10 protein-coding genes are annotated in these 17,175 nt (G+C 46.0%); 9 read left to right on the forward strand and 1 reads right to left on the reverse strand.

Annotated features, from left to right (window positions below; genetic code table 11):
- The first annotated feature begins 74 nt into the window (after positions 1–74).
- From ACWI_RS12955 to ACWI_RS12965, 3 genes are all read left to right on the forward strand, one after another.
- Positions 75–3,425 (forward strand): PD-(D/E)XK nuclease family protein, encoded by a 3,351-nt coding sequence (locus ACWI_RS12955; RefSeq protein WP_070371857.1) that lies wholly within the window; start codon positions 75–77, stop codon positions 3,423–3,425.
- On the forward strand, positions 3,409–7,101 hold the full coding sequence (gene addA / locus ACWI_RS12960; protein WP_070371858.1) for a helicase-exonuclease AddAB subunit AddA: 3,693 nt from the start codon (positions 3,409–3,411) through the stop codon (positions 7,099–7,101). The genes ACWI_RS12955 and addA overlap by 17 nt, the downstream gene beginning before the upstream one ends.
- 169 nt (positions 7,102–7,270) lie before the next feature.
- Positions 7,271–10,738, forward strand: a complete 3,468-nt coding sequence (locus ACWI_RS12965; RefSeq protein ID WP_070371859.1) for an FtsX-like permease family protein — start codon at positions 7,271–7,273, stop codon at positions 10,736–10,738.
- 75 nt (positions 10,739–10,813) lie between these two features.
- Here the strand turns inward: ACWI_RS12965 and ACWI_RS12970 are convergent, their stop codons facing one another.
- Positions 10,814–12,580: a S8 family serine peptidase gene (locus ACWI_RS12970; RefSeq protein ID WP_070371860.1), complete on the reverse strand. Its 1,767-nt coding sequence runs from the start codon at positions 12,578–12,580 to the stop codon at positions 10,814–10,816.
- A gap of 476 nt (positions 12,581–13,056) precedes the next feature.
- Here ACWI_RS12970 and ACWI_RS12980 point away from each other — a divergent pair, with 476 nt between their 5' ends.
- From ACWI_RS12980 to ACWI_RS13005, 6 genes are all read left to right on the forward strand, one after another.
- Entirely contained in the window at positions 13,057–13,293 is a 237-nt protein-coding gene (locus ACWI_RS12980; RefSeq protein WP_228882341.1) for a TM1266 family iron-only hydrogenase system putative regulator, read from the forward strand.
- A gap of 18 nt (positions 13,294–13,311) precedes the next feature.
- A complete protein-coding gene (locus ACWI_RS12985; protein ID WP_084633683.1) occupies positions 13,312–14,310 on the forward strand; it encodes an ABC transporter substrate-binding protein in 999 nt (332 codons plus the stop codon).
- Between the two features lie 49 nt (positions 14,311–14,359).
- The gene (locus ACWI_RS12990) at positions 14,360–15,073 is read left to right on the forward strand and encodes an ABC transporter permease (protein ID WP_242871622.1); all 714 of its coding nucleotides are present in this window, start codon (positions 14,360–14,362) and stop codon (positions 15,071–15,073) included.
- Positions 15,058–15,696: an ABC transporter ATP-binding protein gene (locus tag ACWI_RS12995; RefSeq protein WP_070371865.1), complete on the forward strand. Its 639-nt coding sequence runs from the start codon at positions 15,058–15,060 to the stop codon at positions 15,694–15,696. The genes ACWI_RS12990 and ACWI_RS12995 overlap by 16 nt, the downstream gene beginning before the upstream one ends.
- A 105-nt stretch (positions 15,697–15,801) precedes the next feature.
- Positions 15,802–16,185 (forward strand): Rid family detoxifying hydrolase, encoded by a 384-nt coding sequence (locus tag ACWI_RS13000; protein ID WP_070371866.1) that lies wholly within the window; start codon positions 15,802–15,804, stop codon positions 16,183–16,185.
- Positions 16,186–16,303: 118 nt separating this feature from the next.
- Positions 16,304–16,948, forward strand: a complete 645-nt coding sequence (locus ACWI_RS13005; RefSeq protein ID WP_070371867.1) for a helix-turn-helix transcriptional regulator — start codon at positions 16,304–16,306, stop codon at positions 16,946–16,948.
- The last annotated feature ends 227 nt before the right edge of the window (positions 16,949–17,175 follow it).

Consider the following 17,175-nt stretch of genomic DNA (forward strand, 5'->3'; position numbering starts at 1 on the left):
ATCTTCCAAAAAGGGATGGTGATTTTTTAGAATAGCGGATAATTAAGAGGGAGAAATTCAGAAAGGAAAAACGGATGGGAATTACAATGATCGTCGGCCGGCAATCTCAGCGTTTGAGTGAGGAAGTCTATCGCCAGATTGGTGCAGCCCTGGATGCAGGTAAAGAAAAGCTATATTTAGTGGTACCGGAACAGTTTACGCTGGGTGCCGAAGAAGCCCTGATCAAGGCCAATCGGTTGTCCGGGTTGCTTGATGTCGAAGTGCTGAGTCCCAAACGGCTGGAAAATCGGGTGCTTCAGGAAACCGGTGGACTGACCAAGACCTATATGGACAGCCACGGTAAAAATATGCTGCTGCAAAAAACCCTGGGAGACATTCAGGAACAATTAACCATTTATCGATCGAGCGTGAAGAAACCCGGTTTTCTGCTAAACATAGCAGATCTGATTGGTGAGCTTAAGCAGAATGAGATCTCACCGGAAAATCTGGAAGAAACGAGAAAGCGCCTGAATCAGGGGATCATGCCTCAAAAATTGGGAGATGTGATTAAAATCTATCGCCATTTTCAGGAATTATTGGGAAATGATCGTAAAGACGAAGAAGACTTACGTAATTTTGTTTGCGGAAAAATACCAACGGCAGAATTTCTTAAAGATAGTGAAATCTGGATTGATGGTTTTCAGAATTTCTCAGCCCAGGATTACCGGATGATTGGAAATCTGCTGGAAACAGCCACAGAAATCCATATTGCCTTGCCCTGGGATCCCAATCCCGTTGCCAGGGATCTAGAAGTGTTTCACTTAACAGCCACTACCATGGACGCCATCAAAGCAATCGGGGCTCGGGCCCAGGTTTCATTTAAGGTAGAAAAGATTTCTAGTGTGCATCAAAAAAAACCGGAGCTTGCTCACCTCGAAGCCAATCTTTTTGCCTATCCCAAGCTGAAATACCTGGAAGCAGTCCATCAAATCAGCTTGATCCAATGCCAGAATACCTGGGAAGAGGTGGAAATGGGTGCCCACACGATTCTTGAGTTGATCCGGGAAGAGGGGCTGTCCTTTCGTGATATAGTGGTTCTGGCCGGTGATCTGGACGAATACGGCAGCATTATTAAGCGCATTTTTGCGCAATATCAGATTCCCTTTTTCATGGATGATCTGCGGGCCATTGGCGATAATCATCTGGTTGAAGCAGTGGTGACAGCGTTGGAGGCGATCCAGAGTAACTACCGGCTTGATGATGTTATTGGTTTTGTTAAAACCGGGTTTTCACCGATTTCCCTGTCTGAATGTGAAGATCTGGAAAACTATGCTTTGGAGTTTGGCATCCGGGGCAAACAATGGGAGCAGGAATTTTCCAAAATCAGCCAGAATTCGGCTCTGGAACTTGTAAGTCTGAATGCGTTGCGGGTTAAACTAATTACTCCCCTGGCTCAGCTCAAAGCAGCGCTCAAGGCTGGACAAACCTGCCAGGATTATACCCGAACCCTCTATGAATTTCTGGTCACAATCAAAACCCCGGAAAAAATTGAGGCCCTGGTGGAACAACTTTTACAGGAACAAAATTATGAAGCGATGGAGATTTATCACCAGATTTGGAATATTCTAATGGAAGTCTTTGATCAGATTGTCGAAACCATGGGAAGTGATGAAGTGACTGGTGAAGAATATTTGCGGATCTTAAAAAGCGGATTTCAGGGCTATCAGTTGGGGATTATTCCACCCTATCGGGACTATGTCAGCATCACTGATCTACGCCGGAGTCGTAGCTCGGCTTTTGAGGTTCTGATTGTTTTTGGTCTGAACGAAGGTAAAATTCCCGGCGCTGGGAGCGAGCCCAATCTTTTTTCAGATCTGGAACGGCAGATTCTTGGGGCGAACCAGATCTGGCTGCAAAACAATCGCAGTTTTCAGATGGATCAGGAACGGTTTCTGGTTTATGATCTGTTGACAAAACCACAGTCCCGGTTGGTCCTCCATTGGGCTTTAGCCGATCTGGAAGGCAACAGTCAGCAGCCCAGTATTCTGGTCAGCCAGATTCTGGGAATCTTTCCGACAATTGAGATCATCTCAACCCTTACTGATGGGGTAGCAGCGTTCTGGAACAGCCTCAGTACTCCCGATGCGACCCTGTGGCACCTGGTCAATTACCTCCGTAAAAGCCAGACCGAGTCTAGTGCGACCCAGCAGGAAAGGGTACTGTGGGCAGAAGTACTAGACTGGTATCAAAACAATCCGGCCTACCGAAAAAACATTGACAATCTGATGCAGGCCCTGAACTATGCCGGAGTTTCTCAGGCCATGACCGGAACAGAGGCTGCTGCGCTTTACGGTAAAAATCTGCGAACCAGTATTACCCGATTGGAAACCCACCGTCAATGCCCCTTTTCCCATTATGTCCGATATGGTTTAAAACCGGAGGGGCGGCCTATTTATACGATTGCAGCGCCAGAAATTGGTACCCTGCTTCATGAACTGATTGACGGTTTTTTTAGGGCTGTACGGGAGCAGCAACTTGATCTGCGTACCCTGCCAAAAATCAAACGGGATACCCTGCTGGAAGAGGTGCTGGAAAGCTGCCTGCCGCAGATCAAAACCAATGTTTTTAACAGCACTGGCCAAAACCAGTATTTAGGCAAAAAACTGGAACGGGTGGGTAAAAAGTCGATTGACATTCTGGTGCAACAACTGTGTGCCGGGGATTTTGAACCCCAGGCTACTGAGTTCTGCTTTGAACAGGAGTTAAGCCTACCGGATGCCAAACTGGGTGAGGTCAAAATTTACGGCAAAATTGACCGGTTGGACCTCTATCAAAAAGACGGCCACACCTGGGTCAAGGTGATTGATTATAAAACTGGCAGTAAGAAACTGGGTTACGATGACATTTATTATGGTCTTTCGCTCCAACTGCTGGTCTATCTCGACGGGGCGATGACCGTTATCCCGGCTGAGGAGATCCTGCCTGGTGGAACCTTCTACTTTTATGTGGATGATCCGATGCCTCGGCTGGATTTTGGCGAGAATGTTCAGGCAGCCATTAACAAGTCCTTTAAGCTTAATGGGCTGCTGTTGGATGATGATCTGGTCATTGCCGCCATGGATCATGATGCTGATGCTAAAACATCGGACATTTTGCCAGTATACCGGTCGGAATTCAAACTTAAACAGGACGAATTTACGGACATTATCGACTACGTCCGAAAAACCGTAATCCGTCAAATTAAAAATATTTATCAGGGTGATATAAAGATCCGGCCCTATAAAAAAGGTGCAGACTATGCCTGTCAGTATTGCGATTACAAAGGCATCTGCCAGTTTGACGAGGCGATCAGCCAGGGCGGGTATGAGGTGCTGAAATCAGCGATGAAAAAAGAACAGTTCTTTACACTAATCCGGGAAGGAGAAGGCAATGAAGTGGACCAGTGATCAGTTAGAAGCAATCGAAAACCGGGAAAGCAACATGTTGGTTTCTGCTGCCGCCGGATCAGGTAAAACAGCACTGCTGATCCAGCGGATTATACGCATTATTCTGGAAGAAAAGGTTGGTGTTGATGAGCTGCTCATTCTGACCTTTACCCGGGGGGCTGCTGGCGAAATGAAAAATCGTCTGAGTCAGGCTTTGGCCCGGGAACTGGAAAACCCCAAAAATGACCGCAGCTTTTTAATGAAGCAAATAAATAGTTTAGGGGGGGCTTCCATTTCCACCCTGCATTCTTTTTGTCTTAGCGTTTTACGCCAATATTTTCATAAGGGTGACATTGACCCGGGTTTTGCCATTGGCAATGATACGGAAATGGCATTGATGCAAAAAGAGGCTCTGGAAGAGGTCTTTGAAGAAGAATACCAGCAAGCCATCGCCCGGAGAGATTCAGAAGCGTCCGAGCAGAGCCAGGAAATAAATCAGAAACAAAATGATCGGGATATCGATTTTTTGGATCTGATCGAAAAATACAGTGGCAATAAAAATGATCAGGCATTAAAAGACACAGTGGAAACCCTCTACCGTTTTCTGGCCACCCAGCCAAATCCCGGGAGCTGGAGTCGTCAGGCCTTGACATTGTTTGATTGCGATCAGAAAAGCCTGAAAACATCGGTGTGGGGTAAGGCCTTGAAAAAAATAATTAAAACCGAGCTTCAGGGGGCCATGGATGCCGCCATTAAAGCCAGAGACCTCAGCGCTGCTGCCGGTTTTGAGAAAACCCATGAGCAGATGATAAGTGAAGAGGCGATGCTAAATTCCCTAAAAAAAGCGCTACAAGACGATCTGGTTGCGGGGCTGGAAGCGTTAAAAAATCTTAGCTATGAACGCTTTAAAGGGTCGGCCAAAGAGAATAAGGAACATAATGAGCAAATCAAAAAATATCGGGATGAAGCCAAGAGCTGTATCGCAAAACTGCAGAAACGTTTTGCCATCAATCTGGAGGAGATGGTTCAGGAGCTTAATGATCTGAAAAAACCGATGGCCGATCTGGTGGCACTGACCGAAAAATTTTGGGCGGCCTTTCAGGCCCAGAAAGCCCGGAAAAACCTCGTCGATTACAATGACCTGGAGCAGCTGACCCTTAAGATTCTGATGGATCCGGATGTGGCGGCAGAGGTTCGCTCCCGCTATCGCTATATTTTTCTGGATGAATATCAGGACACCAATGAAATGCAGGAAACCATCCTCCAGCAAATTGTTCGGGATAATAATTATTTTATGGTCGGGGATGTTAAACAAAGCATCTACCGCTTTCGTTTGGCTGATCCAACTATTTTTATCGGCAAGTATGAACGTTTTGGTCGGGATGAAGACCCCAATAATCGTCTGGTGACCCTTAATCAGAATTTCCGATCAGCCCAGGGGGTGATCAACAGCGTCAATGCTGTTTTTGAGAAAGTCATGAGTGCCGGACTGGGGGAAGTCAATTATGATGAACAGGCTCGGCTTAACAAGGGTCTGCCCCATGAAGGGCCCTATCAAAAAACCGAGATCCATATCATTGAAGAGCAGCAGCAGGAAACCGAGGATGGTGATCGTGAGGCTTTTGATCAAGTGGAACAGGAAAATCTGACGGCTGTCGAAGTGGAGGCCCGTTTTGTGGCCAGGCAAATTCAAGCGTTGGTTGGCACAACCTTTTTTGATACTCGCCATAATCAGGAACGTGTCATCGGTTATGGTGATTTTGGAGTGCTGATGCGCAGTGTTGTCGGAAGAGGAGATGTCTATCTCAAAGTTTTCAGCGAAATGGGGATTCCCACCTATTTCGACGGCGGTACCAATTATTACGAGTCGCTGGAAATCACGATGATTCTAAACTTGCTGAACCTGATGGACAATCAGCATCAGGATTTGCCGCTACTGAGTATTATGACCTCACCGATCGGCAATTTTACCACCACCGAATGTACCCGGCTGCGGATTGCCCATCCTCAGGGATTTTTTTATCAGGCTGCGGAAGCCTATGCTCAGACTGAAGCTGACGAGCTGGCGCAAAAACTGGCTGCCTTTTATCAAAAACTGACAAAATGGCGCGATCAATCCAAGCTGATGCCAGTGGAAGATTTTCTCTGGAAAATTTATCTGGAATCCGGTTATTATGCTTTTGTCGGGGCCTTGCCCGGTGGTGAACAGCGGCAGTGCAATTTACGGATTTTGTTGAAGCGGGCTGGCGATTATAAAAAATCGACCCTCAAGGGTTTGTATCAATTCATCCGCTTTGTTGAAAATATGAAGAAATACAAACAGGATATTTCGCCGCCAGCCCTGGTTGGTAATGATCAGGCGGTGGTTCGGCTGATGACGATTCATAAAAGTAAGGGGCTTGAATTTCCGATTGTTTTTCTTACCGGAATCGGAAAAGGCTTTAATAAGCGCAGTAATTATGCCCAGGTGTTATTCCATAAAGAGCTGGGGATCTGCCCGGACTATGTCAATTTGGAAAAACGCTACAAACATAATTCGCTGGCCAAGGAGGTCTGCAAGGCCCAAAGTAACATCGAAATGCTTTCTGAAGAAATGCGGCTGCTGTATGTGGGGATGACGCGAGCTGAAGAAAAGCTGGTGATCGTTGGAACAGTGAAGAACTGTGAAAAAGCCTGGCAAAAATGGTACAACGAGTCGGACGAATACCACCTTCTCAATGCCGCCAGTTTGCTGGATTGGGTGATGATGGGCGTATTGGCGGGCCGGGATCCGGCGCTGTCCAATCGGGAGCTGGATGATTTTAGCATTGTATATCATCAGGCTGATCGGTTTACCGAAAACACGGAAATCAAGCAGAATTCAGCTGATCGGTCACTAGTGAATGATTCGGGGAGGGATGATCCGAAAGCAGTAGTAGATAAGGCAACACGTTACATTTCACAGGCCGACCGGGAGGCTATTTACCAGCGCCTGGATTTTAGCTATCCGGCCAAAGCGGAGAACGAACTACCCAGTAAGATGAGTGTGACCGAAGTTAAAACGTATCAGAAAAGCGATTTGACAGATCCGACTAAACGATTTGGAACGATTACTCCAAAACAGGAGAAACCAAAATTTCTGGAACAAAAACAGACGGATTTCACCGCTGCGCAACGGGGATCGGCCCTCCATCTGTTGATGGAAGTGGTCGATTTAAAACCGATTCGGGATGAATTGCTAAATAATGGCCAGCTGACCCTGTCGGTCTTTCTAAAAAAATATCTGGCAAACCAGATTGAAATCCTGATTCAAAAAGAATTTCTGCCAGAAGCTTTGGCCCGAACCATCTGCATTGATAACCTGGTTCGGTTTTATACCTCAGCTCTGGGGCTCCGGTTATTGTCAGCTGAAACAATCAGGCGGGAAATACCGTTTAACTTTGCTTACCCACCGGCAGCAATACGAGCAGAGTGGGCGGGAATTTCTGAAAAGATCATTGTTCAGGGAATTATTGACTGTGCCTTTATTGAAGCCAATCAATGGGTGATCATCGATTATAAAACAGATTATTTAAAAGATACCCGCCAGGAGATCATTAATGGCTATGAAACGCAGATCAATCTGTATGCCCAAGCCCTGGCAGAATTAACCGGAATTCCGGTGGGGGAAAAAATAATCGCGTTGATTACCATGAACGAAGCGCTCAGCATTCCCTGAGCGGTCGAATTATTTTACCCGTAATTGGGTGTTTTCTTAATCAAAACATGGTAAAATATTAAAAATAAACAGGTTCTACTTTGCCTTAGCAGTTAACTTAGCTAGATTATATTAACGTACGATTGGTGGCAGAGTTGGACATAAAATAATGATAACAAAGGACAGTCCAATGAAAGCATTGCAAAAAGATACACTCAGAGAAATAAAAAAATCCAGGAACCGTTTTCTATCGATCGTTGCCATTATTGCTCTGGGGATCTGTTTTTTTGTGGGGGTTAAAACAACCGGCCCCAGCATGAAACACACAGTCAGTGAGTACTATCAGAACCAGCAACTGATGGACATGCGGCTGGTTTCCACCTATGGCTTTTTGCCAGCCGATGTGGAGGCCATCAAGAACACCCCGGGGGTGGCAACCGTAATGCCCAGCTATTCGGCAGATGTAATCATTGAGCGGGGCGACAAGCGACCGGTCATTAAAATGATGGCTTTCCAAAGGGATCAGACCCTTAATCAGCCAGTCCTGGTGGCTGGGCGGTTGCCGGAAAACGCCGGAGAAATACTGATGGAACAGCCCCAGGAAGATAAAGGCATGGGGGTTTCCAGCCATATTTATCAACTGGGCGAAGTCATTAAGTTATTCCCGGAGGTCGGCGATAAAGCCCTCTCCGAGTCGATCAAACGGGATCAATTCACCATCGTCGGTTTTGTCCGATCACCCCAGTTTGTTTCCATCGAGCGGGGCAGTACCTCGGTTGGTCGAGGGGAGGTCGATTATTATGGGTTCATTCCGGTTGAAAATTTCGCCTTTGAACGTTTTACTGAAGTTTATCTCCTGTCTCAGGCCAGTGTCGATGGGGTTAAGCCCTATTCTGATGAATATGCGTCAGCCATCGTTAGCCTGGAAAATAAGCTGGAAGCGTTGGGAATCGAACAACTGGAAATCAATTACAGCGATATTATGGACAAGGCTCAGGCTGAACTGGATAAGGGCCGGGTCAAGTACAACGATGGGGTAGCCCAATTTAATGCGGGGATCGCCCAAGGTGAGGCTAGCTTGGCTGATGCCAGAAACCAGTTGGTTGATGGCGAGGCAGCCCTCAGTGCTGGCTGGGATGAGTATTACTTCACCATCGCTCAGACTCAGGCTCAGCTTGATGATGCCCGGAATCAGATCGTTCAGGGTGAAGCTCAGCTGATTAATGGCGCCGCGACCTTAAAACAGGAACTGGCGGCAGGGGAAGCCCAACTGGAAACCTTGCGCCAGGGTATCAGTGAGTTAAAAAGCGGTATTGCTCAAATGGAAGCGCAGGATCCTTCAGGTCAACTGCCGGACTTGGAAGCTCAGCTGGCTGAGCTGGAAAACCAGATTACCCAGGGTGAAAGTGCCTTGGCAAACCTTAAAGCGCTGCAGGTCGGAGTTGAAGGCCAGATTGAGAGCCTGGATCCGACTGCTCCAGATTATCAGGAACGGCTGGCTGCGTTAGAAGCCCAACTGGCTGAGATCAACAGCCAGATTGCCGGAGTCGAAGCGGGCTTATCCCAGGCTTACGCTGGAAGAGATCAGATCCAGCAGGGGATCGATGATATTTATGCTTTTCAGGCCCAGCTAAACGGGATGCGAATCCAGCTGGCCGAGTTGGAAGCGACGCTACCCCAGGCAGAAGCTGCTCTGGCCCAGGCCAAAATCGATGGTGAGAATCAGTTGTCGGCCGGATGGACAAAACTGGCCGACAGTAAGAAACAGCTCAATGCCGGGATTGCTGCCTTCGAGGCGGGCAAGGAAGAGGGACTGGGAACCCTGATTGCTTCTCAGGCCAAATTAGAGGCTGGCTGGGGGGAGCTAGCTGATGGCGAAGCCCAGCTGGTTCAGAAACGGGCCGAGGGTGAGGCCGAACTGGCCAATGCAGCCAATGAGCTGGCCAAAGCAGAGGCGAAAATCGGCGATCTGGAATTTGGAAAATGGTATCTGTTCAACCGTGATGATAACCCCGGCTATACCAGCTATGGTGAGGATGCCCAGCGGATTGATAATATTTCCGGGGTCTTTCCCCTTATTTTTCTACTGGTAGCAGCGCTGGTGTCTTTTACCACCATGACCCGGATGGTAGAAGAACAGCGAACCCAGATTGGAACTCTGAAAGCGCTGGGTTACCGGCATTATCAGATCGGCTCGAAGTTTTTTATCTATGCCTTATTAGCAGGTAGCATTGGTTCTGCAATTGGTTTAATTATCGGGATCAATACGCTGCCGTATCTAATTTCCAGTGCCTATGGTCTGCTTTATCAGGTGCCCGATTTAGTCATTGCACCGCCCTGGTTGCCGATTATCGTTTCCTGTTTAATTGCGATTTCCTGCACCGTGGCGGCGGCGGTGATTGTTACCCATTATGAGCTCAAAGAACACCCTTCGGAGTTGATGCGCCCCAAGGCTCCTAAAATCGGAAAACGAATTTTTCTGGAAAGCATTCCGTTTATCTGGAAACGATTGGGTTTTATTGAAAAAGTGACTGCCCGTAATCTGCTGCGTTACAAGGGTCGATTTTTTATGACCGTGATTGGGATCGCCGGGTGCACGGCCCTGATTCTAGCCGGGTTCGGGCTTCAGGATGCAATCTTCTCGATGATCCCCCGGCAGTTTGAGAACATTACCGTTTTTGATGGCTACATGGCTTTAAAAAATGAAGGAACGCTGGCCGAAAAAGCCAATTTCAAAAAAATGCTGGATAGTGATAGCCGTTTTGGTGAAAATATGCTGGCCCATCAGTCCAAGATGACCATTGAAAAAGCGGGAACGGAGAGTGGTAAAGCTGCCTATCTGTTTGTACCGGAAACAGCGGCGAAGATTGATCATTTTATTCACCTGCAGGACAGAAGTTCTGGAGAAGCCATTAATCTGGAAGCGGCTGGTGCTGTTTTATCGGAAAAAGTTGCCAATAGTCTGGGACTTAAGGTCGGGGACACGATCCGGATTTACAATGATGACGAAAGTCACGAGGTGGTTTTAGGTGCCATCACCGAAAATTATCTGGAAAATTATCTTTACTTATCGCCAGCCGTTTATGAAAAAGCCTTTGGAAACCCATTGATGGTGAATATGGCCTACGTTAATATTCCCGATACCAATACCGACCTGGAAAATGCCATTGCCAATGAGTGGCTGGCCAAAGATGGGGTGGTGGCAGTGAACTTTACCGGAAACATTGTTAAATCATCATCAGACAGCCTCAGCAGTTTGAGTATTGTAGTCGTTGTGATGCTTATTTCGGCGGGGGCGTTGGCAGCGGTGGTGCTTTATAATCTCACCAACATAAATATTTCGGAACGGGTCCGGGAAATTGCCACCATCCGGGTCTTGGGTTTCTATGACATGGAAGTATACAAATATATTTTTCGGGAGAACATTGTCCTTTCGGCGATTGGGATCGTGGTTGGTTTATTCTTAGGCGTTCTGCTGGATGGGTTTATCATCAACACCGTGGAAACCGATATTGCCATGTTTGCCCGGGAAATTGAGCCAACCAGTTTTATTTACTCGGTGGTCTTTACACTGGCTTTTACCTTTATAGTTAATATTCTAATGACCCCACTGATCAAGCGAATCAGCATGGTGGAATCACTCAAATCAATTGAATAATTTGGACAAAAAAGCCGACTGAAAGTTTTAAATTTTCAGTCGGCTTTAAATTTGTTGTCAATCTGTGGGGGTGTTTTATACCGGATTAGTGATAAACGAATCGCCGGAGGTATCAAAGGGGGTTCCTTTGGGAACAACTTTTACCTCAATGCTTTCCAGGCGGTAGCCGTAGCCGGAGGAGCCGGATTGTTCGCCGTTAGCTGCCCAACTCAGCCAGCCCAAATTTTGAACATGGGTACGGTAGTAGAGGTCAAATTGATTGGCATCGGCGCCGGTGAGTTTAATCTGAATGGCTTCCAGCCGTAATCCTGCTCCGGACGTACCGCTGAGCTCGCCGTCATAACGCCAATCCTGCCAGCCGATGTCCTGGATATGGGTGTGATAGGCAATACCCAGGTCGTAGCCAGGATTATCCAAGAGAATTTGAATGGCTTCCAGGCGGTAACCTAAACCGGAAGTGCCGCTGAGCTCGCCATTTCGTTTAAAGAGCGGTTCCCAGCCAAGATTTTGAATATGGGTTTTATATAAGACCGATAAAGGTTTATCCGTGACAACCTTTTGTAAGGCCTGATCCAACTGGATTAAACCATAACCGAAGGCATCATCTTTGCCAGGATCACCCAGATCAAGCGCAGTGCTTGTCAGAGCCGTTTCGACATCGCGGGCACTTAAATCACCGTTGGCAGCCAGCAACACGCCGCAGGCACCGGCAACAATCGGAGCAGAGAAAGAGGTGCCACTGTCGCTTTTGTAACCATTAGAAATTGAGGTCGTATAGACATTTTCACCAGGAGCAGCCAGATCGACCATGCTGTTATACTGGGAGAAGGTAGCCCGCTCATTGGTTCGAGTGGTAGCGGCCACCGAAATAACGCCATCGTAGGAAGCTGGATAAGAAGGGAGTCCGGCCTCCGGATCTGTTGGTTCTCCCTCATTTCCGGCTGCTGCAACCAGAACCTTGCCCCGGTCTTTTGCGTATGCAATAGCGGCAGCCTCGCTGTTATTGTATTCATAACCGCCATAACTCATATTAATGACTTTAATATCAGAGCGATCAGCAGCATCCATCAGAGCAGCGCAGATATTGGCCACCGAGAGACCCTTGGTTCCGACCCGGTAGGGGGCAATCTTTATATTGGCGGTGCCAGCGACACCAGAAAGACCGATGCCGTTATTGGCAGTAGCGGCAATAAAACCGCTGACCAGGGTACCGTGACCATCTTGATCCGTTACCGCATCGCTCTTGTTGACATAGTCATAACCGGCAATGATTCGGCCAACCAGATCGGGATGGCTGGTATTTAAACCGGTGTCTAAAACAGCGATACCAACGGTTTCAGAATTGGCTACCTGATCCCAGGTTTGATCAGCGCCAATGCTTACAAACTGCCAGGCGCTCCCATCGGTTACATACGGATCGTTTGGCAGGTCATAGGTTCTTAAGATACAATTGCGATCGGCCACCAGAACATTGGGGTTTTCATTGATGGTTTTAATAAAGGCATCGATGTCGACATCGCTTTTTACCTCTAAAACATCAACTCGATCTGAGATCGTTTCGCCGGAGACAACCTCATTGGTCGATAAAGACAGACTTTGAACATTTAAGGGACTGGTATTTTTGTAAATGATTACGACCTGCGAATCGATGTTTCCGGTGCTGTCCACATCAGGAATTTCGGACAGGGTATTGATAGTCATTTGCGCTTCCCCACTCACTTCACTGGGATTGTTTATAGCAACTGTTTTAGTTGATTCATTGGCTAGGATTGGGGCTGGCAGAAAAAACATTGACAGCACAATGCTAAACAAACACAGTAGGTGTTTCGTTTTTGGTTTCATGGAACTCTCCTTGGATATTTATCTAGTTGCCACAACACGAATTCAGAGTAACAACTCAAAATACTTATAAAATAATTGTAGCACAATTATCCCGTGATTACCTTATTTTTACTGCATAATGAAGTCGAAATGAGGGATGATTTTGAAATTTATAAGCCTGGCTTGCGAATTGGTTTATTAAGACGAACTGTCGTTTCATCAAAAGAAAAGAAGCATCAATACGCAAGCCGGTATTTTTCGAAATATGAATCGAAAATCGAATTTTTACAGCTTCTTTTTCTTTTAAATAAACTATATAAATGTTAAAATGATTACAATTGAATGTGTTTACCTGACAAAAAAGAAGTTCTGATTTGGAAGGAATTAGTTTAAAATTCAAATCTGCATCAGCAGATTGTTTTATTGCTGCCTTCCTGTTTAACAGGAAGTTTTTTTGAGTAATTTGAAAGGAGTGATCGAACATCGAACGTGTAGCGGTGCTAACTGCAATTTTAGAAAATCCACAGGAAGTTCAGGAAGCGTTTAATCGGATTATTGCATCCTATCAATCGCTGGTCATTGGTCGGATGGGCTTACCACTTTCGGATAAAGGCATCTCCATTGTTTGCGTCACCTTATGCGGTAATATGGACGAGATAAATTCTTTAAACGGTCAGTTGGGTAAATTAAAAGAAGTGCATTCAAAATTAACTGTTTCAAAAAAAGAGTTTTAGTAAAGGATGAAGAAGAAAATGATTAAAAAAATGAACACAAAGAAAATGATTGTGCTGGCTGGCTTGATGATGGGGATGATCCTGTCTTTTACTGCTTGTCAGGCAAAGCCAGCAGAACCACAAACTGTTAAGGTTGGAACTCTGGCAGGACCAACTGGAATGGGAATGGCCGAAATGATTGTTAACGGCGTCAATCTGGGAGAAAATGTGACCACCGAATTTACTGTGGCCGGTGCACCGGATCAACTGACGGCCAGTGTGATCAGCGGAGAATTTCAGCTGGCCGCCCTGCCCAGCAACCTGGGCGCAGTGTTGTTTAATAAAACTGAGGGACAGGTTGTTCTGGGATCGGTCAACACCTTGGGCGTGCTTTATATCGTTGCTGATGAAACCGCTGGGGTAGCCAGTATTGCTGATTTAAAAGGAAAAACCATTGTTGCCAGCGGACAGGGCTCAACCCCGGAATATGTGCTGAATTACTTACTGGAAAAAAATGGCTTGATACCAGGTGTTGATGTCACTATTAATTATGTGGCGGAACACAGTGAAGCAGTCACACAATTGGCGGCTGGACAGGCCACCATTGCGATGATTCCGGAACCGTTTGTGACGACGATTACAACAAAAAAACCGAATATCAAAATCGCTGTGGATATGTCAGAAGCCTGGGAAGCGGCCAGCAACGGTTCGCAACTGCAAATGACAACATTGGTTGTTAATAAAGAGTGGGCTGAAGCGAACCCTGAGGTACTAAAGAAATTCCTAGAAGCCTACGAAGCCTCAATTGATTCAGTCAATGAGAACCCGGCCGAAGGGGCGAAAAATATTGTGGCAGCTGGGATCATGACCGATGCGTCCCTGGCTGAGAAAGCGATTCCCAATTGTAATATTGTCTTTATTCCAGTTAAAGAGGCTCAGCAGTCTTTAAATGAATACTACACCATATTAGCCGGTTTTGAACCAAAAGCTGTTGGAGGAAAAGTTCCTGGTGAAGAGTTCTACGTTCTTGGAAAATAAAAGACCGTTCAATAGGATCATAAAAAAAATAGGAGTCGCCATTTTTTGGGTGCTTCTTTGGGCCCTGGCAGCCTGGTGGGTCGATAGCCCACTGGTGCTGCCATCGCCGCTTAAAACCCTTGAAGGTGTGATTATCCTGGCAGGGGATTTTGAGTTTTTTGTGAGTATCGGGGCAACCCTGCTACGGGTTTTCGGAGGGGTTTTTATTTCAGTGGCGCTGGGTCTGGTGCTGGGTCTGGCTGGCGGACTCAACAAAGCTTTTTATGAGATCATGAATCCGTTTGTCAGTACCATCAAATCGTTGCCCGTGGTTTCGGTGATTATTCTGATTAATTTGTGGATTGCCTCGGGGGTGGTACCGCTAGTAGTCACCTTTCTGATCTGTTTTCCAGTCACTTGGACTAATGTGGTACAGGGGGTGAGAACCACCGATAAAAAGCTGTTGGAGATGGCTAAAATTTATAATGTCGATCAAACTAAAATAATCCGGGATATTTATATACCATCGGTTAAACCGTTTGCGGTTTCAGCACTGATGAATGCCATCGGTCTGGGCTGGAAGGTTACCGTTACCGCTGAAGTCCTGGCCAATGCCTTGCCATCCATCGGGATGAATCTGTATTATGCCAAAATATATCTGGAAACCGATTTGTTGTTTTCCTGGACACTTGTCATCGTGATCTGTAGCCTTGCCATTGAAAAGATCACCCTCCATGTGATTGGAAATAATCGAAAGGAGGAGGGCCAATGTCCATTGTCATAACAAACCTCAGTAAAAAATATGGGGCAGAGACTATTTTTGAGAACTTCAATCTGGTGATTAAAAAAAATAAAATAACTGGCATTCTCGGGCCCTCCGGGGCTGGCAAAACCACCCTACTCAATCTTTGTAGTGGTCTGGAACAACCTGATTGTGGAACCATAGCAGGAATTAACTTTCAGTCGATCTCGTATATTTTTCAGGAGCCCCGCTTGCTGCCCTGGCGAACCGTACGGGAAAATCTGCGCTTTGTCTTTAAAGAAAAATCGATTAAGAAGCCGAGTCTTCATGATGCCGACATCGATGCGATGCTGGAATTGGTAGGTCTGGCAACGGTGGGAGACCATTATCCTTCGGAACTCAGTGGTGGGATGCGCCAGCGGGTTTCGATTGCCCGGGCGTTTTTATACCCTTCCGAATTGCTGCTGATGGATGAACCCTTTAGCAGTCTGGACTGTGCGCTTAAAAATCGTTTGATCGACGATTTTTCAAAGATCTGGGCCCAAGACAAACGGACGGTGATTTTTGTCAGTCACAATGAAGATGAAATCAGTCGCTTGGCTCAGGAAGTGTTGACCTTTTCTGACAAACCGGTTCAGCTGCTCAGCAGAGAAATCCGGGTTTGATTGTAATCAAAATATTTAAATTGAATGGAGTTACCTGGTGAAAATTGTTAAGTCGTATGTTAAACTGAATCGATAGGCAAAAAACTAATTTAAGGAGAAGTCAATATGAATAAAAAAGCAATAATTGCGAAGAAAGCCCCGGCGGCAGTAGGGCCATATTCACACGCTTATTTAGTGGGGGATACCTTATACACGTCGGGTCAGTTGGGTCTGATTCCGGAAACCGGTGAATTGGCAGAAGGCGTAGCGGAGCAGGCTAAACGAGGTTTGGACAATTTGAATGCTGTTTTGGAAGAGGCTGGATTCAGTCGGAGCGATATTGTTAAAACCACGGTGTTTCTGGCAAATATGGCTGATTTTGGGGTGGTCAATGACATTTATGCCGAATTCTTTGAAGGCCAGGCAGAGTATCCTGCCCGTTCCTGTATGCAGGTAGCGGCTTTGCCCAAGGCAGCACTTTTCGAAATTGAAGCCATTGCTGTAAAATAAGATTACTAATGCTGAAAAACAGATCGAATAATTTAAACGCCCATGGTCATGCCGTTTCGGCAAATGATCATGGGTATCTTATTGACTGAATGTGACGATGAAAAAAGCGAGGGGAAGTTTGAACAAAAAATTGCAGAACTATGTGTCACTGGTAGATTTTTTAGCCGATTTTATGGGCGATAATACGGAAGTGGTACTTCATGATCTGACGGACTGGCATCATTCCGTGATTGCGATTCGCAATGGCCATATCAGCGGTCGGAAGGTTGGTGATCCGATTACTGAAACGAATCTGAGAATTCTCAGAAGTGAAGTGCACAAAAAAGTACCCTATATGAACAATGATCCCAAAAAATTCAAGAAGAAAGAATCAATTAAATCGGCATCATGGTTTATTAAGGATGAAAATGACGTTTTAATCGGGATGATCTGTATCAACTCGGATTGCCAGGACTTAATTGCCGCCAGAGAACTCTTGGATAAGATGATCCGGCCACCGCTCGTAGAGACCGCTGAACAAGAAAAAGGCCCGGATAAAATAAACATTGATGTCAAAGAATTGGTCGACAATAATTTAAATCACATCTCCCGGGATCTGTTGAAAAAACTGAAGTCTTTATCCAAGGATGAAAAAATTGAACTGGTCGGAAAACTCAATGAGATGGGTACTTTTTCGGTTAAGGGCACGGTCTGGTATTTGGCCAAGTGTATGGGGGTATCGGTGCCGACTCTGTATCGTTATCTTTCAGCAACAAAAAAATGATTATAGTAAGCAGCGACGATTTTAATTCTATGGGTAACGGTTAAAATGATAAACGCAACGTTAAAATGGTTAAGGTTATTCTTAATCAGAATAAAAATAAAATTATTTTTATTTAATCGTTTACTTTTTGCCTGAAAGATGTTATATTGATATCAATAATTCTCATTTTCACAATAATTTCCAGGAAGACCTCAGGCTTAGCCTGAGGTTTTTCCTTTTTTGACGGA

The sequence above is a fragment of the Acetobacterium wieringae genome (genome assembly GCF_001766835.1).
Lineage (GTDB): Bacteria > Bacillota > Clostridia > Eubacteriales > Eubacteriaceae > Acetobacterium > Acetobacterium wieringae.

Coding starts and splice junctions, on each gene's coding strand:
- ACWI_RS12955 (WP_070371857.1), top strand. CDS start 75: ATGGGAATTACAATGATCGTCGGCCGGCAATCTCAGCGTTTGAGTGAG.
- addA (WP_070371858.1), top strand. CDS start 3,409: ATGAAGTGGACCAGTGATCAGTTAGAAGCAATCGAAAACCGGGAAAGC.
- ACWI_RS12965 (WP_070371859.1), top strand. CDS start 7,271: ATGAAAGCATTGCAAAAAGATACACTCAGAGAAATAAAAAAATCCAGG.
- ACWI_RS12970 (WP_070371860.1), bottom strand. CDS start 12,580: ATGAAACCAAAAACGAAACACCTACTGTGTTTGTTTAGCATTGTGCTG.
- ACWI_RS12985 (WP_084633683.1), top strand. CDS start 13,312: ATGATTAAAAAAATGAACACAAAGAAAATGATTGTGCTGGCTGGCTTG.
- ACWI_RS12995 (WP_070371865.1), top strand. CDS start 15,058: ATGTCCATTGTCATAACAAACCTCAGTAAAAAATATGGGGCAGAGACT.
- ACWI_RS13000 (WP_070371866.1), top strand. CDS start 15,802: ATGAATAAAAAAGCAATAATTGCGAAGAAAGCCCCGGCGGCAGTAGGG.